Origin of the sequence: Psychroflexus salarius (assembly GCF_900129035.1) — a bacterium.
In the GTDB taxonomy this organism is placed as follows: Bacteria; Bacteroidota; Bacteroidia; order Flavobacteriales; family Flavobacteriaceae; genus Psychroflexus; species Psychroflexus salarius.
On record NZ_FQTW01000001.1, the window covers coordinates 548,604 to 574,138 of the forward strand.

The following is a 25,535-nucleotide window of genomic DNA, read 5'->3' on the forward strand; positions in this document are numbered from 1 at the left end:
TGAAAATGGAAACAAAAGAGAAAAAGGATAACATGATTCGCGGTGGACAATTTATCGTAACTGAAACGAAGGCAGAGGACATTTTTACGCCTGAAGATTTTTCTGATGAACAGAAAATGATGCGAGACTCTGTTAAGGAGTTTGTTGATAGAGAAATTTGGCCTAAAAAAGAAGAGTTCGAAAAGAAAAATTACGACTTAACTGAAGAAGTGATGCGTAAAGCTGGAGAACTCGGTTTCTTAGGTGTTGCTGTACCAGAAGAATACGGCGGACTAGGAATGGATTTTGTCTCAACTATGTTAGTTTGTGATTATATTTCAGGAGCAACCGGTTCATTTAGTACAGCATTTGGTGCTCACACTGGTATTGGCACCTTGCCAATTACATTATATGGTACCGAAGAACAAAAGAAAAAATATATTCCTAAATTGGCCACTGGCGAATGGTTTGGCGCTTATTGCTTAACTGAACCTGGCGCTGGTTCTGATGCCAATTCAGGAAAAACAAAAGCGGTCTTATCTGAAGACGGTACCCATTACAAAATCACAGGCCAAAAAATGTGGATCTCTAATGCTGGTTTCTGCGATTTATTTATCGTTTTCGCACGTATTGAAGATGATAAAAACATTACTGGGTTCATAGTTGAAAAAGATCTAGAAAATGGAATATCAATGGGTGATGAAGAGAAAAAACTAGGAATTCACTCTTCTTCTACCCGTCAGGTTTTCTTTAATGAGACAAAAGTTCCTGTTGAAAACATCTTAGGCGAGCGCAACGGTGGATTCAAAATCGCGATGAATGCACTTAATGTGGGGAGAATCAAACTAGCTGCTGCTTGCTTAGATGCTCAAAGACGTACAATTTCATCTGCAGTTCAATATGCCAATGATCGCGTTCAATTTAATACGCCTATTTCAAAGTTTGGAGCCATACGTTCAAAATTAGCAGAAATGGCAACAGCTGCTTATGCCGGTGAAGCGGCAAGTTATAGAGCAGCTAAAAATATTGAAGACCGTATCAATGCAAGAAAAGAACAAGGTAACTCACACCAAGAAGCAGAATTGAAAGGCGTTGAAGAATTTGCTATTGAGTGCTCCATTTTAAAAGTAGCTGTTTCAGAAGATATTCAAAATTGCTCTGACGAAGGAATTCAAATTTATGGTGGAATGGGCTTCTCTGCAGATACGCCAATGGAATCAGCTTGGAGAGATGCTAGAATTGCAAGAATTTATGAAGGAACCAACGAAATAAACCGAATGCTTTCGGTAGGAATGTTAGTTAAAAAAGCAATGAAAGGTCATGTAGATTTTATGGGACCAGCGCAAGCTGTTGCAGATGAATTAACAGGTATTCCTTCATTTGATACACCTGATTTTTCTGAATTACTTTCAGAAGAGAAAGACATGATTAAAAAACTTAAAAAAGTCTTTTTAATGGTTGCAGGAGCAGCAGCACAGAAATTTGGAACCGAATTAGAAGAACACCAGCAACTACTTTTAGCTTCAGCCGATATCTTAATTGAAATTTATATGGCCGAATCTGCAATCCTCAGAGCTGAAAAGAGTGCAAAAATTAAAGGTAAAGAATCTCAAAGTGTACAAATTGCAATGGCTAAACTCAAACTTTACAATGCCGTAGAGAAAATCAACAAAAAGGCTAAGGAAGGTATCATTTCATTTGCTGAAGGCGATGAACAAAAAATGATGCTTATGGGATTAAAACGATTTACCAAATATTATAACTATCCTAATATTGTTGAGTTAAGAAATACAATTGCAGACCGAGTCGTAGAAGATAATAGCTATAAGTTTTGAATTTTAATTAAAATTAAATTTAAATTAAAAAAGCTCACCTGTACAGGTGAGCTTTTTTATATATTGCTATACATTTAAATGTAGCATAAACATATTAGCATGAAAAATCTCTTCACTTTGGTTTTATCAATTTCTTTTGTATTTCTCGCATACACACAAGAAAATTCTTATATAAAAAAGCATCAAGCTTATTTTGAAATACCTAGAGAGTCACTATTTATACACTTGAATAAATCAAAGCTGGTCAAACAGGAAAGTTTATGGTTAAAAGGCTATGCAATTAATAGACAAACCGATAAGCTGCATCAAAATTTAAGGAATGTTAATTTAGCCATTTACAATTATCGTGGTGAACTATTAAATTCTGAAATGTTACTAGCTAACGAAGGTGTCTTTTTAGGGCAAATAAAGATTGACAGCACTTATCAACCAGGGAAATATTTTTTAAAGGCCATGACAAATTACATGAATAACTTTAAAGAACCTGATGTTTTCATTGAATCATTTGAAGTAATTGATAAAATCGATAAACCTGAACTACCAAAGCAAAAACTAATTATTAAAACAAAGCCTGAAAACCAGCATTTAATTTATGACCTAAATAACAATTTAGGTATTCGAATTTCAAACTCAAATGGTATTGGTTTAAAAACAAGCATAGAACTCTTAGAAAATAATAAAGTTGTAAAGAAAATTAAGAGCAGTAAAAATGGTTTAGCACTTCTAAATTTTAGACCTCAGCAAGGAAAAAAATATAAAATCAGAGCTACTACTGCTGGTGGATATAGTGAAGACCATCTAATTAGCGACATTCGTTTAAGTGGTATTTCATTGCAACTTAATAAGGTTAAGGATTACCTGTTATTTAACATTGAAGCAACTAAAGATTTAAATGAAGAAAACTTCACACTTTTTATTCATCAAGAAGAAAAATTCTTATCGAAGAAAATAAAGCTTGAAAAGTTAAACAAGAGTTTGGCAATTTCTATAGACCAATTATTTGAAGGTTTAAATACAATCTTAATTTTAAAAGAAGGCCAGCCTGTTTTAGAACGTCTATTTTTTAATCAAACTTCAGATGTCAAAAAATTCAATGGTAATTATACAATCAATCAAATTAAAAACACAGATTCTATTCAAGTTAGCCTTAATTTCAACGAAAAAGCTAATCTTCAATTAAGTGCATCAATATTACCTAAAGATCAAATCACATATAATACAAACAATTCAATAATTAAAAACTTCAGGTTTAGGCCTTATCTAACAACTGAAAGCTATTTATTAATTAAGACACTTGATCAAAGTATCTCAATAAAAGAGTTAGATATTGCCATGATCATGAGTGAAAGTAGATACACAAAAAATATATTAAAATATCAGAGGCCTAAATTAAATTATAAAAGGCAAAACGGTGTGAAGCAAACTCTAAATATCAATCAAAAACTTAAGCCTAATGACATTTTGCTATTAGGTATTGGAACACGTTTCAATAAAGAGTTCACTGAGTATTTAAATGACCGACGAAAATTTGAATTTGAGAACCGTTATCCAATCAATTCAGAAATTCAAAAATTTGCTATTATCACTAAACAAAGAAATTTTAAAGCGCCGAAAATTAAGCTAAACCATAAATTTAATTTCCAAGATCACTTAGACGTCGACTTCTCTAAATATGTGACCGAACAAGAAAAAATAGATTCAGAAACAGCTCTCTCTAGCTCTAGAATTGTTGCCAATTTCACAAATACAAATCAATTAGATGAAGTTTTAATATCAACTTCAAAAAACAGAGAAAAAAAGAAAGAAATCAAGCTAACTAGAGGCGATAAAGAAGAAATCACCGAAGATGAAGTAAAACGTTTTTTTAAGCTCTCAGTTTATCTTAGATATAAAGGTTTTAAGGTACTTGATCAGCAAGGAACTTTTAGTGTTCAAACCTTTTCTCAAAGATCAATAAGTGGTAGTAATGAAGTTGCTATTATATTAGACGGTGCGCGTTTAACCGATACCTCATTTTTAAGCAATGTGCCTTTAAATCAGTTTGAATCTGTTACAATTAATAAAAGCGGATTTGGAGAAGGTTTATTTGGTGCTAACGGAGTTATTAAACTTGAAAGTAGAAAAACTGCAATTTATGGTGATGATAAAGATCAGTTATTTACAAGCATTAAAATTGAAGATGGCTTTGCCCCTATTAAAAAATTCAAAAACCCGAATTATACTTTTTATAACACCTTAGCATTTAAAAACTTGGGGACTATTGCTTGGTTTCCTAACCTCATAATGAAAAGCGAAAACCCTAAACTTAGTTTTAAAATGGTTGATACTAGGTTAAAATCAGCTGTTATTTTTATTGAAGGTATTTCAAAAAATGGTCAGCTTCATAGCTACAAAATACCTATTAAATTAACTAAATAGATTTTAGGCAAGTCATCTTTTAGTTTACAATTCAATAATATGTTAAAAAGTATTAATTAATGATTGGTTGCCTTTTTGCTTTTTAATTTTACAAAAAACTTAAAACAATGAAAAAATTACAACTATCTATTTTTGCTTTAGTTATTGCTTTTACTTTTTCTTGTAAAAACAACGAAGCAGCTAAAGAGGAATCACAATCTGAAACAGTAACCGAAACTGAAAATCAGGAAGTTAAAACTGAAAAAATCAGTTTAACACCGCTTGAAGGCTCACCAGCTTATGCTGATTCAAAATTGATGCTTGACGGTGATGCAATGATTCAAGTAGATTCTGGAGAAAATACTTTTAATTTTGAAGTTGAAAATTACGAACTTGGCATTCAAACGCCTAATGCAGGAGATAACAGTTTAGCAAATTCTGCTAAAGGTCAGCATATTCATGTGATAATGGACAACCAACCTTATTCTGCACACTATTCAACTGAGGTAAAAAAAGATATTACAGAAGGTGATCATGTAATGTTAGCATTTTTATCGCGTTCGTATCATGAATCTGTAAAAAACGCTGATGCCGTTGTTGTTAAAAAAATTACAGCTGGAAACCCTGCAGATAGTTTAAAAATGGATGTTGATTTAACGGCACCACATCTATTCTATTCAAGACCGAAAGGAACTTATACGGGCGAAGATGTTAACAAAGTATTGCTTGATTTTTATCTTGTAAATACAGAAATTAGTGAAGATGGTAATAAAGTATTAGCAATTATTAATGGTGAAGAGTTTACAATAACTGAATGGCAACCATATGTTATGGAAGGCTTACCATTAGGTGAAAATACCATTGAATTACAGCTTGTAGATAAAGATAATCAACCAATTGAAGGTCCATTCAATTATGTAAAAAGAAGCGTCATGTTAGAAAAATAATATTTCTTACGCTTCGTGATAAGCTAAAAGAGATTGTAACTTTACAATCTCTTTTTTTATGTTTAAACTTTAAAGAAATGAATCCTTCAGCAAATGCGTGGATACCAAAGTTGCTCTCTAGTCTCAATCAAGTTAATCAACTTGATTACCAAGACTTAAGAGAATGCGGATTTATTTATGGCACAAATATTTCAACCTGCTTCAAGAGGCAAGAATCATATAACTTGAAATTATCAAAAGAAGAGCTGGCCAAAATTAATTTAGTTGCTGCACTGTATTCAATTACTCAGACTTGTAAAACATTAGATTCATCTAATTTTATAACGCACATAGTTCAGTTTTATAGCAATTTAGAAGCACCTAAATCTAAAACCTTAAGTTGGTTTAAATTAAACCAATCGGCTGAATCTAAGCTTGAGCAACTCATTGCCAAACGTGTACAAACTAATTCTAATATCTTAGAGCGTAATTTTAGTAACATCTTAACTAATGCTTTTTTAAATATCGATGTTGAAACCTACTATCATGACACTATTTATGGCTGTGATAGTTTAGAATTTTCAAGAAAATTTGAATCTTCATTGACTAACATCATTTCAATTGCATTACACTTAAAGTCTAAAAAAACAACTACAGAGCATATCCTGATAAAATTACTTGAAAGCTCATTGCGATATCAGTCTAAGGCGATCGTATTTTCTCAAAAAACAGAAGAATTACAGCTTGATTTTTTGAAAACTGAAACTTCAAAACTTTACATTGTGGATATTGCTTGTATGGCCACTTTTAGCGATGAAAAGGTTGAAGCTGCCGAGCTCAATTTTATTTATTCGCTTTCAAAACAATTAGGTTTAACAACTAAACATGCCGACTTAGCAATAGAATCTATCAAGTTATTTATTAGAAATCATAGAAGTGAAATTTCATATTTTAATACTTCAAATCCAATAAAACATTTTTATGATCGAACTTACCGAAGCACAACAACTTTGCTGGTCAGAAATAAAAAGCGACTGATAAACGAGATTTATGAAAGTAAGGAGTTATTAATTCTACTATCAAAATCAACTCATACTGAATTAACTTCAAACGAAAAACGCATAGTTAAACAGCAACTTATAGATATTTTTAAAAGCATTCCTTCTCTAGCTATTTTTGCCTTACCTGGCGGTGGCGTTTTACTTCCAATTATCATTAAATTTATACCGAAACTATTACCTTCATCTTTCAATGAAAACCTTAATGACTAAATAAGGCTAATCTTCAAAAATTATACTTTGGTAGGCACCTAAATTAGGCATTTGTGTTCTGTCTTCACCTAAAATATCAAGCGGCACTTGATTAGCTGTTGTTTGATTTCCAGAAATATTAGCCGCCGAATCTTGACCTATTAATAATTGGTTTTCTTGAGGACTAAAAAAATCTGGAGTTTCATTTAAAATGACATTTGTATAGATAGAAGTATCATTAAAATCATATAAGGCTTCATCTGCAAAGCTATTATTAAAGTCGTTAAATCTTAGTAAGCTATGATCTATATTAATATTGAAGGCTGCATTTTCATTAGCATTAAATTGAAACTCAATATTTTCATTTCCATAAATTATACAGTTAGAAAAACTAGCATTTAAATCGGCTACAAATACTTGCTCCTGGGTTTCAAGTTCATTTTCTATTAACACAGCTGGAAAATTTCTAAAGCTATTTTGCCAATAGTTGACTAAAGTACAATGTTTAAAATTGTATGTTCCACCAAGTGATAAGTTTAATGCTGCCTGGCCTGCATTATTAATGACCAAATTTTCAGCTGTAATATGACCTGTGCGCGCCAACATGCCAACATTAGATGAATTATAAATTTGTGTGTTTTTAAGTTGTAAAGTTGGGTTAGAAGTACCATCATTAGAGTCCATTAAAATTCCCACTGTTGCATTTTTAATCGTGACATGTTCAAACATATGGTTTGTACTTCCTGCAGTTAACCAAATGCTATTCCATTGTCCTGGCACATCCGAAAATCCTGGTTCTAGACGATCGCTTTCAAAGATAATTTCGTTTTCTAAGTCTTCAGTTGAACTATAATCACCAATCGCATGAACACTAGCGTTATTGGCTGCAATTAAGCCACTACCATCATGAAAGTGAAGTCTTGCACCTGGTTGAATTTCTAATGTTTTATTACTCGGGACAGCGGCGAAACCATAAATAACATAAGGCTTTTCATTGGTCATGATCAACTCTTCATCAGAGAGAAAAAAGCCTTCAATTAATACCTCATCACCATTTGCGTTTTGACCAAGTGATAAAGTTTCGGTGGTACCATCAGAAAAACGCTCGGGATATAAAAAATGGGCATCTTTTATTAAACTGACTAATTCAACTTCCTGAGTTTGATTTGTTGATGTGAAGTTTATTTGATCGGTATAAAGAAATTCTAAACTGTTTTGGGCAACTTCAGTGATATCTGCAGTCACTTCAACGAAAACAAAAATGCTGTCTTTGGCTAAAATTTCAACATTGTTGATAAGTTTTCCAGACCTACCATTAACATTTAGCCTAAATTTAGAATTTTCGCCCTTAGCCAATGAGACTTGTGGAATACTGATATCATCCTCTGAATTATTGTAAACTTTAAATTGATAACTACTTGAACCGATATTAGTAAAAACCGTATCTAAATAGACTGTATCTTTTGAAAAGTTAAGGTTTCCTGAATTTATTGAAGTTGAAAAATCTTCACGACATGAACTAGCTCCTATTATAAAAAGTAAGATTAAACTAAATTTAAAAATATCTTGCATGTTACTTTTTAATTAATTCAATTTCAAATAATTTGTCCCAGTTTTTACCAGTTACAAACAGTTGCTTTGTATTTTTATTGTAAGCAATACCATTTAAAACGTCAAGTTGGTCATGTTGGGTTACCTTCTTTTTAAGTCCGCGTAGGTCTATTAAGCCTTCAACAGCTCCAGTTTCTGGGTCAATAATAACAATACCATCTTTCAAATAAGTATTGGCATAAATTTTACCGTTAATATATTCTAATTCGTTTAAGCGGTTTAAAACAGCCGAATGTGTTACGGCCTGAATATAGTCAACTTCTTCAAAAGTTTCTTGGTCTAACCTCCAAATTTTAGTAGAACCATCGCTTTTGTAAAGCCACTGATGATCATGTGTTAATCCCCAACCTTCTTTGCTGGCATTGTACTTAAACTTACCTATTTTTTCCATATCTAAATTATAGATTAAGCCTTCATTAGATTGGTAAGTTAACTGAATAATTTTTTCGTTAAAAATAGTTAGGCCTTCACCGAAATAAAACTGATCTAAATCAACTTTTTTATAAATCTCTCCAGTTTTGTAATTAACTTTTCTTAGCGACGATTTTCCGCGTAAACCTGTACTTTCATACAAGGTGTCTCTATAAAACTCTAAACCTTGCGTATAAGCTTTTATATCGTGTGGATACGTATTAATAATGTTGTAAGTATAAAGTTGAGGCTTTTTGCTATTGTAAACTGTAAAGGAAGTTTTTACCTCAACCGATTTACCTTCTGAAAATACTTCAACTGAAATAGAATTAACGCCTAATTTTTGCTCACTAAGTTGAAGTTCAAAAACAGATTTAGCTGCTATTTTTTTGGTGGAATTCCCATCAACTAATTTTATGGAGTCTATGCTGAAGTCATTCGGATTAATTAGTTTCAACTTTAATGTTGATGCTTGAGTGAGTTGATCAGGATTAAGCACTTTCAATTTGAATTGATCTGAAGAAATATCTTTACAGCCTATTAAAATTAATGCTAATAAAATGACAGTCAGTTTTTTAAACATCTTAATAATTTGAGAATAAAATTAATAACGCTAAAATAGGGAATTTAGTAGAATTGAGCCTTGCTAAAATTAAATTTGATTGTATATTTGCAGTCGGCAAGTCCTACACAACCAGCTCCTGTCGAATCCTCCAGGGCGGGAACGCAGCAAAGGTAGATGGTCGTAGCGGTGTGATGTAGGTCGCTTGCCTTTTTTTATTTTTGATCATCATTTCTCTTTCTTTCACTTTTTTCTTATCTTGATTTATTAGATATTTGCGCAAAAATTATCATGGCGCAAGATATTGTTTTTATTACTGGAGCCTCATCAGGAATAGGTAAATCAATCGGCGAATATCTTGCAAAACATAACTACAAAGTTTACGGTACAAGCCGAAATCCTAAACACTCAGAGAAAAACGGTATCAACTTTATAAAATTAGATGTGACATCTTCTGAAAGTATAAATAATGCTATTAATGAGATTATCAAACAAGAATCTAAGATTGATGTTTTAATTAACAATGCAGGTGTTGGCATTACTGGTCCGGTTGAAGAAATACCCAACAAAGAAACACTCAATGTTTTTCAAACTAATTATTTTGGACCTGTACAAATAATCAATACTGTTTTACCCTTCATGCGTCAACAAAACAAAGGTTTTATCATCAACATAACATCTATTGCTGGATTTATGGGCTTACCTTTTCGAGGCCACTATTCAGCAAGCAAAGGCGCATTTGAAACCATTACAGAAGCCTATCGTTTAGAGTTAAGAAACACAAATATTAAACTAACTAATATCGCTCCAGGCGACTTTGCAACAAATATTGCCTCTGGTCGTTATCACACACCTGTTAACGAAAAATCATTTTATAAAAACACTTATCAAAAGTCCTTAGATTTAATGAATGAACACGTTAATCATGGTTCAAACCCTGATCAAATGGCAAAAAAAGTTCTTCAAATACTTCAAAAATCAAACCCTAAAATTCACTATAAAGTTGGTAGTTTTTTACAAAAACTATCGCCTTTTTTAAAGGCTATTTTACCAGATAAAACCTACGAAAATTTATTAGCAAATCATTATAAACTTTAAATTCACAACACATGAAATTTTTTATTGACACAGCAAATCTTGACCAAATTAAAGAAGCTCAAGATTTAGGCATTTTAGATGGCGTAACTACTAATCCTTCACTGATGGCTAAGGAAGGAATAACTGGTGAAGAAAATATTATTAACCACTACAAAGCTATTTGTGAAATTGTAGACGGCGATGTCAGTGCTGAAGTCATCGCAACTGATTTTGATGGTATCATTAAAGAAGGCGAAGCTTTAGCTAAGCTACACAACCAAATCGTTGTAAAAGTGCCGATGATTAAAGACGGTATAAAAGCCATAAAATATTTTTCTGATAAAGGAATTAAAACTAACTGCACATTAGTTTTTTCTGTTGGTCAAGCTATTTTAGCCGCTAAAGCTGGAGCAACTTATGTCTCTCCTTTTATAGGTCGACTTGATGACATTTCAACGGATGGCCTTAACTTGATTGAAGAAATAAGACTAGTTTACGACAACTACATGTTTGAAACCGAAATTCTTGCTGCTTCTGTAAGACATACAATGCACGTTGTTGACTGTGCTAAAATTGGTGCTGATGTAATGACTGGCCCATTATCTTCTATTGAGGGTTTGCTTAAACATCCTCTAACCGACATTGGTTTAGAAAAATTCTTAGCCGACCATCATAAAAACAAATAACTTACCCGTTTATGAGTTAACGATTTAAAACGCTTAGATTACCATAAAACTCTAAAGCTCTGAAATTATATCAGGGCTTTTTTATTTTCAAGTGCTTTTATTTAATTTTATTGCTTTAAAATTATTTTTATTGCTACTTTTGAATAAATACTTAATCATGAATCGAATAATTACTCTTCTATCCTGCCTATTTTTGTTATTCAGCATTAAAGCAAATGCGCAATGCTCAACAACACCATCACAAGTTTCAAGTATTAATCTAAGTGTAAATGCTGGTTCACTTTCAGTTAGTTGGAACGAAGTCAGCACTGATGCGCGTTATTTAGTTATTGGTCGTGAAACATCAGAAACAACATTTACTCCTGTAGACGGAACAGCATACACAGCAGGAGCTAGCTTAAATTTTGCAACAGCTGCAATTGTAGGTGTTGACGATTCAAAACTTTTAGCAAATACTTCAAATGAAAATGTTAATATAAGTGGTCTAGAAGAAGGTACAACTTATCACATTTCCATATTTGCATTTTGTGACAATGGCCTTTTATATAATACTTCACTTACAAATGAAGCCAATTCAGATTCAATTTTATTCACGCTTAATTATTGCTCTATAGGTTCAAATATTGCTAGTGATACCGATATAAATAGTATCTCTACAAATGGTTTTAGCAATTCAGACGCTGGTGGTACAGAATCAAATGAATATTATGATAACACTAATCTTGGTCCAATTGAAGTATATCAAGACACTGAATTTGACTTAGAATTAGATGTAAGTTCAAGTGCATCTGAACCTTCTCAAGTTGTCGCTTGGATAGATTTTAATCGTGATGGCGATTTTAATGACTCAGGTGAAAATATAGATTTTGGTGAAATTACATTGAACTCTACAACAAGCCTAACAGAAACCATACAAGTTCCTGCAAATGCAACGCTAGGTACTACCAGATTAAGAGTGGTTATAAAAGAAGGAAGTGTAGACCCAACTAGTTGCGGTAATCAAGATGGAATTGAAATTGAAGACTACAGCTTAAACATCAATACAATCAATACCTCTGATATAATAAATGTTTCTAATAATTCAACCTCAAATACCATTACAGCAAACGAACAAACCATAGATTTTGGTGGTATTGACTCAGGTATTGGTTTTGAGTCTATATTTTTTGAAATTAAGGATGATAGTAATTTTTCTGATGGGATAAACACAGAAGTTAATCAAATGACACTCCAAGAAGGAGATAACAACAGCTTTAACTGGGATGGTCTAGACCTAAATAAAGTTGTTATAACTCATAGCGATAATTCAGATTTTACCAGTGCTTCAACAATATTGCTAACATCAGCTGAAGTCACACAAACAGGAAATTCTATTAGTTTAGATTTATCAAGTACAACTGTAAACATTGCAGATAACACCTCTAAATACTTTAAAATAAATTTATTTTTAGATGAAACACTACCAGTTGATAGTGATCAAAGTCTTTTTCAAGCTGAAGTTACTTTTAATAACTCAGGCTTTACAACTACTACGGGAAGTAATGGCTTCTTAAGCGAAATTAATTCTGGAAATGATCTCTTAGGTCCAGAACTTACTATTAATGTTGAAGCTTCTCAACTTGTATTTACCAGCACCTTTTTAAGTGACTATTTTGTAAATATTGATTTTGAAACTATAAGCGTTCAAGCTCAAGACATTAACGGTAATTTAGATACAGATTACTCAAATGAAGTTACTTTAAGCTCAGACGATCTTAATAGTATTGATATTTCAGTCGATGCTACAAATTCAGTATTTGCTGAAAATGGTGAAGCAAATTTTAATGCTATTTTTTATGATGAAGTAGCTACTGCAGAAACACTTCAAGCGACTGATGGAACATTTTCGTCTAATTCTTCATCAAGTTTTAATGTAATTGAAACTGATTCAGATACGCAAATTGAATCACCAACTACTCAAATTTCATCAAGCACAGTCATTGCAGCAGACCATACAAGCTCAGGCACACCAATTGAAGTTTTCAGATTTGATATTGAAGACTTAGGGACTTCAGATGGTTTGTCAACCTTTGTAACTGAAATTAAATTTACTTCAGCAGATAATAACACAGCAAATTTTCAAGATGTTATCAATAACATTAGCCTATCAGACGGAACACAAACCTATGTTGCAGATAGCTTTACTACCACTCAAGACACCATTACCTTAAGCTTTACGGCAACACCAATTGAAGTAAATGATGCCTCAACTTTAACGCTTACTGCTTCAGTAGAACTTTCAAATAATCCAATTGTAGATAATAGCATTTTAGCTTTAGAAATTGATACCGCTAATCATGAATTTAGCTCTACTAATCAAGGTTCAAATTTTGAAGAAAACCAGAGCAACGGAATTATTACTGGACCTGAAATTACTCTAAATGTTGTTGCAACTGAGCTTATTTTCTTTCAACAACCTAGTAATACGCTAATCGGGCAAACAATGATTCCAGAAGTTGAAGTTGCTGCGGTAGACGTCAACAATAACTTAGATACCGATTATTCTCAAAACGTCACATTAACAACAAGTGGTGTATCAACCATTAGCGTTTCTTCAACACTAACAAAACAAGCTATTGATGGTGTTGCCTCATTTGATGATTTAAATTATTCTTCATTAGGTATCGACAATTCGCTGTCTGCTGAAGATAATTCAACACCGACAAGCTTGGTTAGTGGCTCAAGCAACTTATTTGATATTTTAGGCACATTTGACGAAACAAGCTTAGTGAATGTTCCTGGATCACAATCAACAAATCAAATTATTGAAGCCGCATTATTTACTGATGCTTCATCTACATTTGAAGTCTTAAGTTTCAGTATTAATGATTCAGGTCCAGATGGTTTATCGACCAACGTTACTCAAGTCAGTTTTACACCTTCAACAGAAAATACAGCTGACTGGAGTGACCACATTTCGGGGCTTGTTTTAAGTGACGGAACTACAACATACACGCCAGATTCTTCAACAATAAATGATACCGAGATTATACTTGAATTTGACACGCCTATTATTGTTGAAGACGCGTCAAGCCTAGAACTTAAAGTAAACGCTTTTTTAAATACAGCTAATATTGTAGATGGCGAGATTATTAGTTTTGAAATTGCAACTTCAAATGCAGGATTCAGTACAAATACCTCAGGAAGTAGATTTAATTCACCTTACGTTACAGAAACTATTACAGGTCCAGAAATAACGGTTGATGTCGTAGGAACAGAACTTGCTTTTTCAGCTCAGCCTACAAATACATTAATATTTCAAAACATGTCTACAGTTGAAGTAAGCCTGACCGATATTAACGGTAATGAAGATACAACTTCAACAATACAAGTGAGTATTACATCAACAGGTAGTTTGATTGGCGGCACGACTTCTTCTTTAACTAGTAGCGGCTTTGCATCATTTGATGATATTGTTCACGATGCTACAGGTACAGGCTTAACTCTAACTGCTAACGCAACAGGGTTTACCCCGATTACTTCAACAAGTTTTGATATCACAGATGAAGAAGTCATTGCATTACAAGATTGGGATGACACCACACCTGTTTGGTCTGTAAGTTCTGTAAGTAGCATATCAGGATCAGGATGGGATACTGATTTTTATGGCGAAATACAAAACAATACGGGTAATGTAGATGAATTTTCTAATAGTGGATTCCAAAATGAAATCTTTGGGGTTAATAATTTAGATGCCATCACAGGTGCCTTAAACCCGGAACTTATAGAATTAGTAAATGTGGATGTTTCAAATTATGACGATATCTCATTTTCATTCGACTATGAGTATTTAAACCTAGATGATGCTGTTGATATTCTATCTTATGAACTATTTTATGATGATGTTTCACAAGGTGAAGTAAGCCTTCTATCTACTGGAACAGATCAAGACTTGAGTGGAAACATTAATCTGAGTGTAGATGAAAGTGGTGGAGAAATCAGTAACATACGCGTAACGTTAAAAGTATTTAATAATAGTTTAGATGAATATATTGGGATAGATAATATCTCTCTTTTGGGTAAAAAAGCAAGTATAGATTACGTTTATGATGGCACAAGTTGGTCTCCAGAAAATCCTGATGGCATTGCAACAATTCAGGATAATCTTACAGTAGAATCAGGAACAACTAGTTTAAACTCAATTAACTTTTGCAATAACCTACAAATAGATGCTGGCGCAACCTTAAATTTAAATGCGGCAACAACATTTGCTGGTGATATCACAAACGATGGTGAGTTAAATGCTACTGATGCAGATCTAGAATTTAAAGGTTCAACTATACAGAGCTTAACTTCATCAAACAAAATCAATGTAAAATCGATTAAATTAAGTAATTCAAACAATCTCACACTAGACACGGACATCGATTTGTTTGAAACCCTAACAATAGATGCAGGAAATATTAATATTAATACTAATGACACCTTAACTCTAAGAAGTAATGCGTTAGGCACGGCATCTATCGGTCAAATTGCTAACGGTTCATCAATCAGTGGTGGGATTATAATTGAGCAATTTATTCCACAATCTAATCGTGCATTTAGATATTTATCATCGCCAATTTCTACAACAACTTCAATTAATGACAACTGGCAAGAAGGTCAAAATAATAATTCTGGAGAAATTTCAAATTACAACGAAAACTGGAGTAGTTATGTTACTGACGGAAACAATCAAGACAATAATCCAGGATTTGGTACTCATATAACAGGGTCTAACACTGGCTCTGATGGTTTTGACGAAACCATCACTGGTAATTCGTCTATATTTAGTTGGGATAATTCGTTTCAACAATGGAATTCAATCTCAAATACGCAATCTAATTCATTAATTGCTGGCAATGCTTATGCAGTTCTCATTAGAGGCGACAGGTCTACTAGTTTATTTTCAAACTCAGTTGTCGGAGGTGCAACAACATTAAGAATAAAAGACAATGCTGAAAACCTAGTTTATGGCAATACAAATGTCAATAGCAATTTATTAAATTCTGAAGCCATTGGAAGCTGGAATTTAATTGGGAATTTATATCAAGCTAAAGTTGATATGCAGCAAATCACTAATAATTCAACTGATATTCAATCGAATTACTACTATGTTTATGACCCAACTCTTAATGAACGTGGTGGCTATGTAGCAGTAGATTTAAATACTATTAATGGCTCACCAACGCCAAGTTCTAATCAAGACAAATACTTACAGCCAGGACAAGCCTTTTTTATTCAAAATACGGGAGTTTCACCTCAATTAAGCTTTCAAGAAAACTATAAAAAAGCCGGGCAAGTCACAAATGTTGTTTTAAGTACTTCAAATAATACTGACTTCAAAGAAGTTAATATTGAAGTATTTAAAAATCAAACTTTAGTTGATGGTGCGAAAGTTGAGTTTGGAAGCCAATATAGTGATGAAGTTAACTTTGAAGATGCTGTAAAATTATGGAATAATGACGAAAGCTTAGCAATTAAAAATAATGAAGATTATTTAAGTATTAATAAAATAAATTCTTTAGATCAGGATACTGAAATAAATTTATTCTTATGGAATTTTACTTCAACTAATTATATCTTTAAAATAAATATCACTAATGTTGAAAACGCAATATTATATGATCAATATTTAGAGACTTATACATCATTAGAAAGCGGACAAAATTCTATTGATGTTGAAATTGACGAAGCCATAACTGAATCGATTGACTCTAACCGTTTTAAGATTATTTTTGATCCAACAACGCTTAACTTTGAGAATTTTGAAGACTCCATTGAAGCGCTTAGCATTTACCCGAACCCGAATTCTGGTAAATTGATTAACATAAAAGGAAACTATGACTTCGAAAACATTAAAGTTAATATTTATGATCAATTCGGAAGACTTATTAACTCTCCTTCAATTAAACAACAACAAATTAACTTTAAGACTGCTTTAAATCCAGGACTCTATTTTGTGGAGTTTAAAAACGGTAACAATAAATCGACTAAAAAATTGATTGTGAAATAAACAATTTACAAACTCTAAAAAAGACCTGAGATTTAAGCTCAGGTTTTTTTTATGTTAAAAAATAATGTTTTTTGCTAACTATTAATATTTTTTGCTACTTTTATGTATGTAAAAACAATACCTATGAAAACAATTACTTTTTTTACGTGTTTAGTCGCCATTTTCGGGAGTGCTTATGGTATGCAGAATAACAATAGCGGAGAAATAACAGCTAATCTTTATCGTGTAACTAATACAGATGAGATTTTAGTTGATGGTATTAGGGTTCAATTTAACGAAATCTACTCTAATCAAGTAACTAATGAAGATGCTGGTAAGATGTGGAATCCTGATGAAAGTGTAGCAATTTTAAACCAAAACTATTACCTAAGCATTGATAAAAGAAACTTGTATACACCAAATACAGAAGTTAAATTCTACTTCTACAATTACGTTGCTACAAACTATAAGCTTGAAATTAATCATGATTTAAATGATCAAATATACTTATACGACAGCTTAGCAAATACCTATTCAACTTTAACATCTGGAACAAATGCTATTTATTACAGTGTTGAAAATAATCAAATTTCAGCTTCACCAGAACGCTTTAAAATAGTGTTTACAAATCCGTTCGATAGTACCTTATCAACCACTAAAATAACTTCAAAAGATGTAAAAGTTTATCCAAATCCCACAAAAGATGGTTTTGTAAATATTGACACACATTTATTAAAAGGTTTAGATGTTGAGCTTTTAGTGTATGACCAACTAGGGCGTCAAGTATTCCAAGAAAAAAGAAACATTCAAAACAATAGTTCAATGCTTAACTTAAATACATCAGTAAAGCAAGGCACCTATATTTTACAAATTAAAACAGACCAACAACAATTCACCAAGCGTTTGGTGGTGTTATAAGTTATATTTATATGTTTTCTAATAAATGCCTAACATAATCATGTTGGGCATTTGTATAATCTAAATGCGTCACCATTCGCATTTTACCTTCACCCATGTTACTAATTCTGACTGAATTTTGATCTAAATGATTTAAAAAGTCCTGTTCTGAAATTTTATTAGAATTTAAATAGAAAATAATAATATTAGTTTCTACAGCTTCAACTGAAGCGATATAGCTTTGCTCATTTAAACAATTTTCTAGCTCTTTTGCTTTTTTATGATCGGCTTTGAGTTGGTCTAAATGATTTTCTAACGCATAAAGACCTGCAGCAGCTGCAAAGCCTACCTGACGCATACCACCACCTAAAACCTTTCTTACACGTATAGCATTTTTCATTAAGCTAGAATTACCCACTAAAACAGTTCCCATTGGTGCACCTAGTCCTTTAGACAAACAAATCGAAATGGTATCAAATAATGCCCCAAATTCTTTTGGGTCGTGTTGTTGAGCTACAATTGCATTCATTAATCGTGCACCATCTAAATGCAAACCTAAATTGTGTTGATTGCATACTTCTCTAATCTTTTTAATTTCTTCTAAATCATAACAAGCACCGCCACCTTTATTGGTTGTATTTTCTAAACAAACCAAAGAAGTTAAAGGACTATGATAAAAATCTGGCGCATTAATTCCAGCTTCAACTTGCTTTGCTGTAATGATACCGCGATCGCCATCTATTAACTTACAACTCACACCACTATTAAAAGAGGCGCCGCCACCTTCATAATTATAAACATGCGCCCATTTATCACAAATTAACTGTTCACCTGGTAGCGTATGTAATTTGATGGCTGTCTGGTTAGCCATACTTCCTGTCGGAAAATATAAAGCCTCATCCATACCAAATAAATGAGCCACATAAGCTTCTAGTTGATTAACAGTTGGATCTTCTTTATAAACATCATCACCAACTTCAGCATTCATCATCGCTTGCATCATTCCTTCGGTTGGTTGAGTAACCGTATCACTTCTTAAATCGACTTGCATAACAATTTTTATTTCAAATAAACAATAAAGGTATTGATATGACAACTCATATTTTCTAAATTTGTTCAAAAAATTAGCCATGCTAAATCAAGACACACTCAAATCACTTCAAAAAAGATTAACCGCCCTAAAACAGTATCTTTGACTTAGATGCTAAAGCCATAAAAATTTCAAACGAAGAAGAAAAAACCTTTGCGCCAGATTTTTGGGATCAACCACGTCAGGCGCAAATCGTTATGCAAGAAATCAACAAAGAGAAACAGTGGATAAAAGATTTTAACCACGCCAAAACTTTAGTTGAAGAAACTGAAACACTTTACGAATTTTTTAAAGAAGATGAAGTCACTGAAACTGAAGTTGAGACTGCTTACGCTAATGCGGTTACTTCAATTGAAGATTTAGAATTTAAAAATATGCTTTCAGATGAAAGTGACGAGCTTACCGCTGTTTTACAAATTACCGCTGGTGCTGGTGGCACCGAGAGTTGTGATTGGGCTGAAATGCTTATGAGAATGTATATTATGTGGGCTGAACGAAAGGGCTTTAAAATAAAAGAACTCAATAACCAATCTGGAGATGTTGCAGGTGTAAAAACAGTCACATTAGAAATCGAAGGCGATTATGCTTTTGGGTGGCTTAAAGGTGAAAATGGTGTGCATCGCTTAGTCAGGATTTCGCCTTTTGATAGTAATGCCAAACGTCACACTTCTTTTGCTTCGGTTTATGTCTATCCTTTAGTTGATGACCGTATAGAAATTGATATCAATCCTGCCGATATAAAATGGGATTTTGCGCGTTCTGGTGGCGCTGGCGGTCAAAATGTTAATAAAGTTGAAACCAAAGCCATCTTAACTCATCACCCAAGTGGTATTGTTATACATAATTCTGAAACACGTTCACAGCTTGAAAACCGTGAAAAAGCGATGCAAATGCTAAAATCTCAACTATACGAGATTGAATTACAAAAGCAACTTTCAGCACGAAACGAAATTGAATCAGAGAAAAAAAGTATTGAATGGGGTTCACAAATCAGAAATTATGTAATGCATCCTTATAAACTTGTAAAAGATGTTAGAACAAGTCACGAAACTGGAAATGTAGATGCCGTAATGAACGGGAATATAGATGAGTTTTTAAAAGCTTACCTTATGGCTGAAGGACAAAAAACAGAACAAACAGAAGAATTATGATAACAATTTACCACAATCCAAGATGTAAAAAATCACGTGAAGGCCTTCAATTATTAGAAGAAGCTAATGTAGAATTTGAAATTGTGAAGTACCTAAATGAAGTACCTTCAACCAATGAAATTGAATCAATTTTAGAGAAACTCAATAAAACACCAATTGAACTGGTGAGAACTAATGAAAAAATCTGGAAAGAAAATTTTAAAGGGAAAGATTTAAGCGATCAAGATATTATTGAAGCGATGCATTCATTCCCTAAATTAATTGAACGACCAATCGTTATTAACAATCAAAAAGCAGTAATTGGCCGACCACCAGAACAAATTAAATCAATAATTTAAGTTTTTTTAAACATGTATTTCAACTGAAACCTTGTTTATTTAAAGAAAAAACATGGTTCACAAAATTAAGAGTGAAAATTTAGCAAACGAATATCAAAATTGGAAGTTTAGTCAAAAACTAATTGAGTCAATTTGTGAAACCTTAATAAAGTATGAAATTGATCATCTAAAAGCTGGACTAGAAAACTCGCTAATCAACTCTTTACAAGGAGATGAAGCCTTTGATATTTATAACACTTTTAAAAAGCTAGACCTTACAAATCTAATTGATGGTTTTAATTATACTGAAATACAGCTATTAAAGTCAGATCTTGAAATTATCTTAAATTTAATCCGAGTCACTGAAAAAAACGCTACGGATTCAAATGAAGTGGGCATTACAGTAGATGATAAATCTTTAAGCATTGCCGATTTTAAGCTAACTAGAAATCAGTATGTTGACAAGGCTATTAATTATGTTGCTAAAAAACACAATCTTAATAAAGCCTATGAATCAACGCTAATTGCAGCTTTAAGATATGCGTCAATTTACGCTAAGACTAGACATATTGGCCCACCACAAGATGTTTATGATTTATTTTGTGATTGGGGAATTAAAAATGAAGGCTTTGCTTCTCCTTTTAACGCTAGACTTCTTGGCAAAGACAACTGTAAATTTTATAGTTTATTTAAAGAAACCGATTTTATTTTTGGTAGTGAAGGAAGCTTTTTTGACCAAGAAAAGCCTACAAACCCAGGGCATTGGAGTCTAGATCCGCCTTTTACCACCGAAATCATTGAAATAACAGAGGCTAAACTTAAAAAATGGATTAAATTATATCCATCAATAAGCTTCTTATTAATTATACCAGCATCTTACCAGCTCAAGATAAAACCTAATGAAACTGTTAGGCTTTTAAAAAATGTTCATTCTTACGAAGGCTTAGAAGGTGTCAAGAAAAAATTGCCACTAGATGTCAATATTCATCGTTTTGGTGAAATTGAAAAATTCTCTGTGGAAGCTATTAAAAATGCTTACACTTAATAAAAAAGCCTCAATTTGATGAGGCTTTTTGGTAAAGTACAATTAATTTATTTTGAGTTTGTCATATCTTCAGGTTTAACCCATTCATCAAATTCTTCAGCTGTTGTATAGCCTAAATTAACAGCTTCCTCTTTTAAAGTTGTACCATTTTTATGGGCAGTATTGGCAATTTCAGCTGCTTTATAATATCCGATTTTTGTATTTAAAGCTGTAACTAACATCAACGAATTTCTTAAATGTTCGTCTATTCGTGCTTGATTAGGTTCAATACCTCTTACACAATTAACATCAAAAGAAACCGAAGCATCCCCAAGTAATTCAGCTGATTCTAAAACATTAGCAGCCATAACTGGTTTAAATACATTCAGCTCAAATTGGCCTTGCATTCCACCAGTAGTTACAGCAAAATCATTACCTATAACTTGGCTGCAAACCATTGTTAAAGCTTCACATTGTGTAGGATTAACTTTACCAGGCATTATAGATGAGCCTGGCTCATTGGCAGGAATATTTATCTCACCAATACCACTTCTAGGACCAGATGAAAGCATTCTAATATCATTTCCTATTTTATTTAAAGAAACGGCTAGCTGTTTTAAAGCACCATGAGTTTCAACCAAAGCATCATGAGCAGCTAAAGCTTCAAATTTATTTTCAGCTGAAACAAAAGGATATCCCGTAAATTCAGCAATATATTTAGCTACATTTTCAGCATAATTTTTAGGTGTATTTAAGCCTGTACCAACTGCTGTACCGCCTAAGGCTAATTCAAGTAAGTGAGGTAATGTATTTTCAAGAGCTCTTAAACCATGATCAAGTTGTGAAACATAACCGCTAAATTCTTGACCTAAAGTTAAAGGTGTGGCATCCATAAAATGCGTACGACCAATTTTAACTACATCGGCAAAAGCTTTTGATTTAACTTCTAATTGATTTCTTAACTGTTGAATTCCTGGTAAAGTAACTTCAACTATTTTTTTATATATCGCAATATGCATTCCTGTCGGAAAGGTATCATTCGATGATTGAGATTTATTAACATCATCATTTGGCGCTATGGTCTTTTCACCTTCACCAAGTTTGTGTCCCTGAAGCTGATGAACGCGATTAGCAATAACTTCATTAACATTCATATTGCTTTGAGTACCTGAACCTGTTTGCCAAATAACTAGAGGAAATTCATTATCGTGTTTGCCTTCAAGAATCTCGTCACATACCTGAGCAATTAAATCTCGTTTTTCGGTAGATAAAACGCCTGCATCCGCATTAGTAAAGGCTGCTGCTTTTTTTAAGTAAGCAAATCCATAGATAATTTCTAGTGGCATTGAAGCCGCTTTTCCTATTTTAAAATTATTTCTAGATCGTTCAGTTTGCGCTCCCCAAAGTTTATCTTCTGGAACTTTCACTTCGCCAATTGTATCTTTCTCTATTCTGTAGGTCATGATGTTATATTTTATTTACAAATTTAATGAAACTCAATTACTGCATTAGAATTTTTTAGGAGTTATCACAAAATTTATTTAAAAAAAACAAATAATAGAATCTCTTAATTACTTATATTTGTAGCAAATTAATAAGCGATATGTTCGAATTTGACCAGTATTTAGGATTTTTAGCATTTTTAGCCATTTTAACCATCGGCTTTTGGTTATTGATATTTTTAACTGCCATTATTCCTTATTGGATTGGCGGTGCATTAATGGAACGTTTAAGGGAAATAAAAGAAAGTAAGAAATCTAAACAATAAATTAGATTTTACATTTATAAAAAAAAGGAGAGCAAATTGCTCTCCTTTTTTTTTATGTCAGTAAAAATTTTTAATAACCACCATCGTCACCATAATCTTGATTACCACCTCTACTTTGGCGTTTATTTTGGTTAAAGCGATAAACTACAGTCATTGTAATTTGGCGTTCTCTCCACTGAAATTCACTATTAGAAGTAAACTCATCGGTGACTGTAAATTGTTGACGTTTTCTTGAATTAAATAAATCTCTTACATTTAAAGAAATGGTCGCATTATCATTTAAAAAATCTTTACTAAAAGCTAAATCTAAAGAAGCGATTGGGTCAGTTTTAGTTTGAGCGTTTTCTCTAGGACCTCTATAAAAAGCGTTGGTTTGCCACTGCACTTTCCATGGTAAATCGATTTTAGAACTAAATCTACCAAAAAAGCTTTCGTTTTCAGCACCAAAATCACGACCATTAAATTGACCATCTGAAATAAATTTAAAGTAATTAAAACTACCGTTTAATCGCCACCAATCTGTTGGATTGTATAATACACCGATTTCAGCTCCATAACGTTCGTTACTTGATAGATTGATTGGTATGGAGCGAATAATCGGGATACCATCAGAAGTAGTTTGACCGGTTTCTTCTTGAATACGTTCAAAAGAATCTGTTTCACGTTGGTAATAAACAGAACCATTTAGTGTTAGTAACTTATCAAAACGTTTTAGGTAACCTAGATCAAAGGCATTAGAAAAAGCGGGATTTAAACTTGGATTACCTTGAAAAATATTAGTTCGGCTTGAACGTGATGGAAACGGATTAACAAACCAACCTCTTGGCCTATTTATACGTCTATTGTAGCCTAAGGTAATATTTTCATCTTCGCCAATTTCAAAGTTTAAGTTAACCGTTGGAAAGAAACCTGAAAAGTTATTATCAAAATTAAGATCGACATCTTCTCCTAATAACTCTTGAATATTGTTGATATCGCCATAAGGTGTTGTTTTACCCTTAAGTTGTGTATGCTCATAACGCAGACCTAATAGAAAAGAAAATTTCCCGATTTTATTACCATATTGAGAATAAACAGCGGTCACATTTTCATTGTAATCAAACACATTAGAAATGGTATCATCAAACACTAATTGGCCATTTTGGTCTAATGTATTTAATCTAAAGTCAGTCACCTCATTTTCATAATTACCTCTAAAGCCAGCTTCAAATTGAGCATCTCCCATTGGCCGAACATAATCGGCTTGAATTAATAAATCAGTTTGGTCATTGTTCTCAACAATATCATCTTGTGCAATCAATTCAGGTGCTAAAAAAACTTCATTTTCTTCAATCAGGTTAGTTGTTTTTTCATCATCAATCGCATATTGAAAATCTGCTGTTAAACGGTGACCTTCAGAATCGTATCTTTTTTCAAAATTAACGGCAAACTGATGTGTCATTTCTTCTTCTAATTCATTTTCAACTCGAATGGTTTGACTAGCTAAATCTCCGTTAATGAAACGCTCTGTATCGTTGTTTGTTAAATCAGAATCATCTCCCATTCGGTTAAAATAACTTACAGTCACTTCGGTTGTGTCATTAAAAAAATAGGTTGAACCAATATTAACATTAAAGTTTTCACGATCTCGGTCATAATCTCGGCGTTCAAAAATACGGTCAAATTGAGATGTATCTTCAAAATAGTTGTTTTCAAAAACAGCGTTACCTGGTGGTTGCCTTTGGGTATAACCTATGTTAGTAAAGAAATTGAAGCGATCTGTTCTAGCATTAGCATTAACATTGATACCATTGTTGAGTGGTGTACCTATATTTGCCCGTACAGAACCGTTAAAACCTAAGGTTTTATCTCGTTTAAGAACAATATTCAAAATACCGGCTGAACCTTCTGCATCATATCTTGCTGAAGGACTTGTAATAACTTCAACTTTCTCGATAGCTTCAGCAGGAAGCTGTTGTAGTACATCTGTCGATCCAAATCCAGCAATTGCCGATGGTTTACCGTTAATTAAAATTCTTACATTATTATTACCTCGGAGGTTGATAGCACCGTCAACATCAACTGTAACTGAAGGAACATTGGCTAAGGCATCAGAGATTGTTGCACCACTTGTGGTTAAATCTTTGCCAATATTGTATATCTTTTTATCAAGACGAACATCAACTGTTGTCGTTTCAGCTGTTACCACAACTTCATCTAAACTGTCAGCTTTGATTCCAAGTTTGATTGTTCCTAAATCTTTATTTTTTGATAAATCTAAATTATTGAAAGTTTTAGATTCAAATGAAATATATTCAATTTTTACATTATAAGTACCTTTTTCTACTTTAAGTGAAAACTCACCTTTGGTATTAGTAACACCACCTTCAACAAGCTCGTTAGTTGTTGGATTCAGTATAGAGATTGTTGCGTATTCTAAAGGAAAATTTTGGGATTTATCAATAACTTTACCTGTTAATTTGGATTCTTGACTTAGCCCAATTATTGGAAGGAGAAAAATTAAACTTACATAAATATACTTCACGGTCTTAATTGTTTTAT

General features: G+C 32.7%; 17 protein-coding genes and 1 other RNA gene. 13 read left to right on the forward strand and 5 right to left on the reverse strand.

Annotated elements, in window-relative coordinates:
- Nucleotides 1-5: 5 nt before the first annotated feature.
- The 4 genes from BUB82_RS02495 to BUB82_RS02510 all read left to right on the forward strand — a co-directional run bounded on the left by BUB82_RS02495 (nucleotide 6) and on the right by BUB82_RS02510 (nucleotide 6,408).
- Nucleotides 6-1,814, forward strand: a complete 1,809-nt coding sequence (locus BUB82_RS02495) for an acyl-CoA dehydrogenase family protein (RefSeq protein ID WP_073191879.1) — start codon at nucleotides 6-8, stop codon at nucleotides 1,812-1,814.
- Nucleotides 1,815-1,913: 99 nt separating this feature from the next.
- Nucleotides 1,914-4,232 (forward strand): TonB-dependent receptor, encoded by a 2,319-nt coding sequence (locus BUB82_RS02500; protein WP_073191557.1) that lies wholly within the window; start codon nucleotides 1,914-1,916, stop codon nucleotides 4,230-4,232.
- A 107-nt stretch (nucleotides 4,233-4,339) separates the two neighbouring features.
- Nucleotides 4,340-5,158: a hypothetical protein gene (locus tag BUB82_RS02505; protein WP_073191560.1), complete on the forward strand. Its 819-nt coding sequence runs from the start codon at nucleotides 4,340-4,342 to the stop codon at nucleotides 5,156-5,158.
- 77 nt (nucleotides 5,159-5,235) lie between these two features.
- Entirely contained in the window at nucleotides 5,236-6,408 is a 1,173-nt protein-coding gene (locus tag BUB82_RS02510; RefSeq protein ID WP_073191563.1) for an LETM1-related biofilm-associated protein, read from the forward strand.
- 6 nt (nucleotides 6,409-6,414) lie between these two features.
- On the opposite strand, the gene BUB82_RS02515 is transcribed toward BUB82_RS02510, so the two are convergent.
- Nucleotides 6,415-7,959: a hypothetical protein gene (locus tag BUB82_RS02515; RefSeq protein WP_073191566.1), complete on the reverse strand. Its 1,545-nt coding sequence runs from the start codon at nucleotides 7,957-7,959 to the stop codon at nucleotides 6,415-6,417.
- A 1-nt stretch (nucleotide 7,960) separates the two neighbouring features.
- A complete protein-coding gene (locus tag BUB82_RS02520; RefSeq protein ID WP_073191569.1) occupies nucleotides 7,961-8,992 on the reverse strand; it encodes a glutaminyl-peptide cyclotransferase in 1,032 nt (343 codons plus the stop codon).
- Nucleotides 8,993-9,086: 94 nt separating this feature from the next.
- Between BUB82_RS02520 and ffs the strand changes: the two genes are divergently transcribed.
- From ffs to BUB82_RS02545, 5 genes are all read left to right on the forward strand, one after another.
- Nucleotides 9,087-9,185: signal recognition particle sRNA small type (ffs, locus tag BUB82_RS02525), an RNA gene on the forward strand.
- A gap of 77 nt (nucleotides 9,186-9,262) precedes the next feature.
- Complete coding sequence (locus BUB82_RS02530; RefSeq protein ID WP_073191572.1) at nucleotides 9,263-10,069, forward strand: SDR family oxidoreductase; 807 nt, start codon at nucleotides 9,263-9,265, stop codon at nucleotides 10,067-10,069.
- A gap of 11 nt (nucleotides 10,070-10,080) precedes the next feature.
- A complete protein-coding gene (gene fsa, locus BUB82_RS02535; RefSeq protein ID WP_073191575.1) occupies nucleotides 10,081-10,734 on the forward strand; it encodes a fructose-6-phosphate aldolase in 654 nt (217 codons plus the stop codon).
- A gap of 157 nt (nucleotides 10,735-10,891) precedes the next feature.
- Complete coding sequence (locus tag BUB82_RS02540) at nucleotides 10,892-16,768, forward strand: T9SS type A sorting domain-containing protein (RefSeq protein WP_073191578.1); 5,877 nt, start codon at nucleotides 10,892-10,894, stop codon at nucleotides 16,766-16,768.
- Between the two features lie 123 nt (nucleotides 16,769-16,891).
- Complete coding sequence (locus BUB82_RS02545) at nucleotides 16,892-17,665, forward strand: T9SS type A sorting domain-containing protein (protein ID WP_159432018.1); 774 nt, start codon at nucleotides 16,892-16,894, stop codon at nucleotides 17,663-17,665.
- A 7-nt stretch (nucleotides 17,666-17,672) separates the two neighbouring features.
- Here the strand turns inward: BUB82_RS02545 and BUB82_RS02550 are convergent, their stop codons facing one another.
- A complete protein-coding gene (locus BUB82_RS02550) occupies nucleotides 17,673-18,695 on the reverse strand; it encodes a threonine aldolase family protein (RefSeq protein WP_073191881.1) in 1,023 nt (340 codons plus the stop codon).
- A gap of 79 nt (nucleotides 18,696-18,774) precedes the next feature.
- Between BUB82_RS02550 and prfB the strand changes: the two genes are divergently transcribed.
- From prfB to BUB82_RS02565, 3 genes are all read left to right on the forward strand, one after another.
- Nucleotides 18,775-19,885, forward strand: a protein-coding gene (prfB, locus tag BUB82_RS02555; RefSeq protein ID WP_143185627.1) for a peptide chain release factor 2 whose coding sequence is annotated in 2 segments (ribosomal slippage) — nucleotides 18,775-18,837 and nucleotides 18,839-19,885 — 1,110 coding nt in all. Because the reading frame shifts where the segments join, the coding sequence is not laid out codon by codon here.
- Nucleotides 19,882-20,223, forward strand: a complete 342-nt coding sequence (arsC, locus tag BUB82_RS02560; RefSeq protein ID WP_073191588.1) for an arsenate reductase (glutaredoxin) — start codon at nucleotides 19,882-19,884, stop codon at nucleotides 20,221-20,223. The genes prfB and arsC overlap by 4 nt, the downstream gene beginning before the upstream one ends.
- A 52-nt stretch (nucleotides 20,224-20,275) precedes the next feature.
- The gene (locus tag BUB82_RS02565) at nucleotides 20,276-21,247 is read left to right on the forward strand and encodes a PCIF1 family methyltransferase (RefSeq protein ID WP_073191591.1); all 972 of its coding nucleotides are present in this window, start codon (nucleotides 20,276-20,278) and stop codon (nucleotides 21,245-21,247) included.
- Nucleotides 21,248-21,294: 47 nt separating this feature from the next.
- Here the strand turns inward: BUB82_RS02565 and fumC are convergent, their stop codons facing one another.
- Entirely contained in the window at nucleotides 21,295-22,689 is a 1,395-nt protein-coding gene (gene fumC / locus BUB82_RS02570) for a class II fumarate hydratase (RefSeq protein WP_073191593.1), read from the reverse strand.
- A gap of 140 nt (nucleotides 22,690-22,829) precedes the next feature.
- On the opposite strand from fumC, the gene BUB82_RS11835 reads away from it, so the two are divergent.
- Nucleotides 22,830-22,994, forward strand: coding sequence for a hypothetical protein (locus tag BUB82_RS11835; protein ID WP_200796288.1), 165 nt, complete (start codon nucleotides 22,830-22,832; stop codon nucleotides 22,992-22,994).
- A gap of 70 nt (nucleotides 22,995-23,064) precedes the next feature.
- Here the strand turns inward: BUB82_RS11835 and BUB82_RS02575 are convergent, their stop codons facing one another.
- Complete coding sequence (locus BUB82_RS02575; protein ID WP_073191595.1) at nucleotides 23,065-25,518, reverse strand: TonB-dependent receptor; 2,454 nt, start codon at nucleotides 25,516-25,518, stop codon at nucleotides 23,065-23,067.
- Nucleotides 25,519-25,535: the final 17 nt, after the last annotated feature.

Excerpts from the sequence above, each read along its gene's own strand:
- BUB82_RS02495 (WP_073191879.1), top strand. The coding sequence starts at position 6 with ATGGAAACAAAAGAGAAAAAGGATAACATGATTCGCGGTGGACAATTT.
- BUB82_RS02500 (WP_073191557.1), top strand. The coding sequence starts at position 1,914 with ATGAAAAATCTCTTCACTTTGGTTTTATCAATTTCTTTTGTATTTCTC.
- BUB82_RS02505 (WP_073191560.1), top strand. The coding sequence starts at position 4,340 with ATGAAAAAATTACAACTATCTATTTTTGCTTTAGTTATTGCTTTTACT.
- BUB82_RS02510 (WP_073191563.1), top strand. The coding sequence starts at position 5,236 with ATGAATCCTTCAGCAAATGCGTGGATACCAAAGTTGCTCTCTAGTCTC.
- BUB82_RS02515 (WP_073191566.1), bottom strand. The coding sequence starts at position 7,959 with ATGCAAGATATTTTTAAATTTAGTTTAATCTTACTTTTTATAATAGGA.
- BUB82_RS02520 (WP_073191569.1), bottom strand. The coding sequence starts at position 8,992 with ATGTTTAAAAAACTGACTGTCATTTTATTAGCATTAATTTTAATAGGC.
- BUB82_RS02530 (WP_073191572.1), top strand. The coding sequence starts at position 9,263 with ATGGCGCAAGATATTGTTTTTATTACTGGAGCCTCATCAGGAATAGGT.
- fsa (WP_073191575.1), top strand. The coding sequence starts at position 10,081 with ATGAAATTTTTTATTGACACAGCAAATCTTGACCAAATTAAAGAAGCT.
- BUB82_RS02540 (WP_073191578.1), top strand. The coding sequence starts at position 10,892 with ATGAATCGAATAATTACTCTTCTATCCTGCCTATTTTTGTTATTCAGC.
- BUB82_RS02545 (WP_159432018.1), top strand. The coding sequence starts at position 16,892 with ATGAAAACAATTACTTTTTTTACGTGTTTAGTCGCCATTTTCGGGAGT.
- BUB82_RS02550 (WP_073191881.1), bottom strand. The coding sequence starts at position 18,695 with ATGCAAGTCGATTTAAGAAGTGATACGGTTACTCAACCAACCGAAGGA.
- arsC (WP_073191588.1), top strand. The coding sequence starts at position 19,882 with ATGATAACAATTTACCACAATCCAAGATGTAAAAAATCACGTGAAGGC.
- BUB82_RS02565 (WP_073191591.1), top strand. The coding sequence starts at position 20,276 with ATGGTTCACAAAATTAAGAGTGAAAATTTAGCAAACGAATATCAAAAT.
- fumC (WP_073191593.1), bottom strand. The coding sequence starts at position 22,689 with ATGACCTACAGAATAGAGAAAGATACAATTGGCGAAGTGAAAGTTCCA.
- BUB82_RS11835 (WP_200796288.1), top strand. The coding sequence starts at position 22,830 with ATGTTCGAATTTGACCAGTATTTAGGATTTTTAGCATTTTTAGCCATT.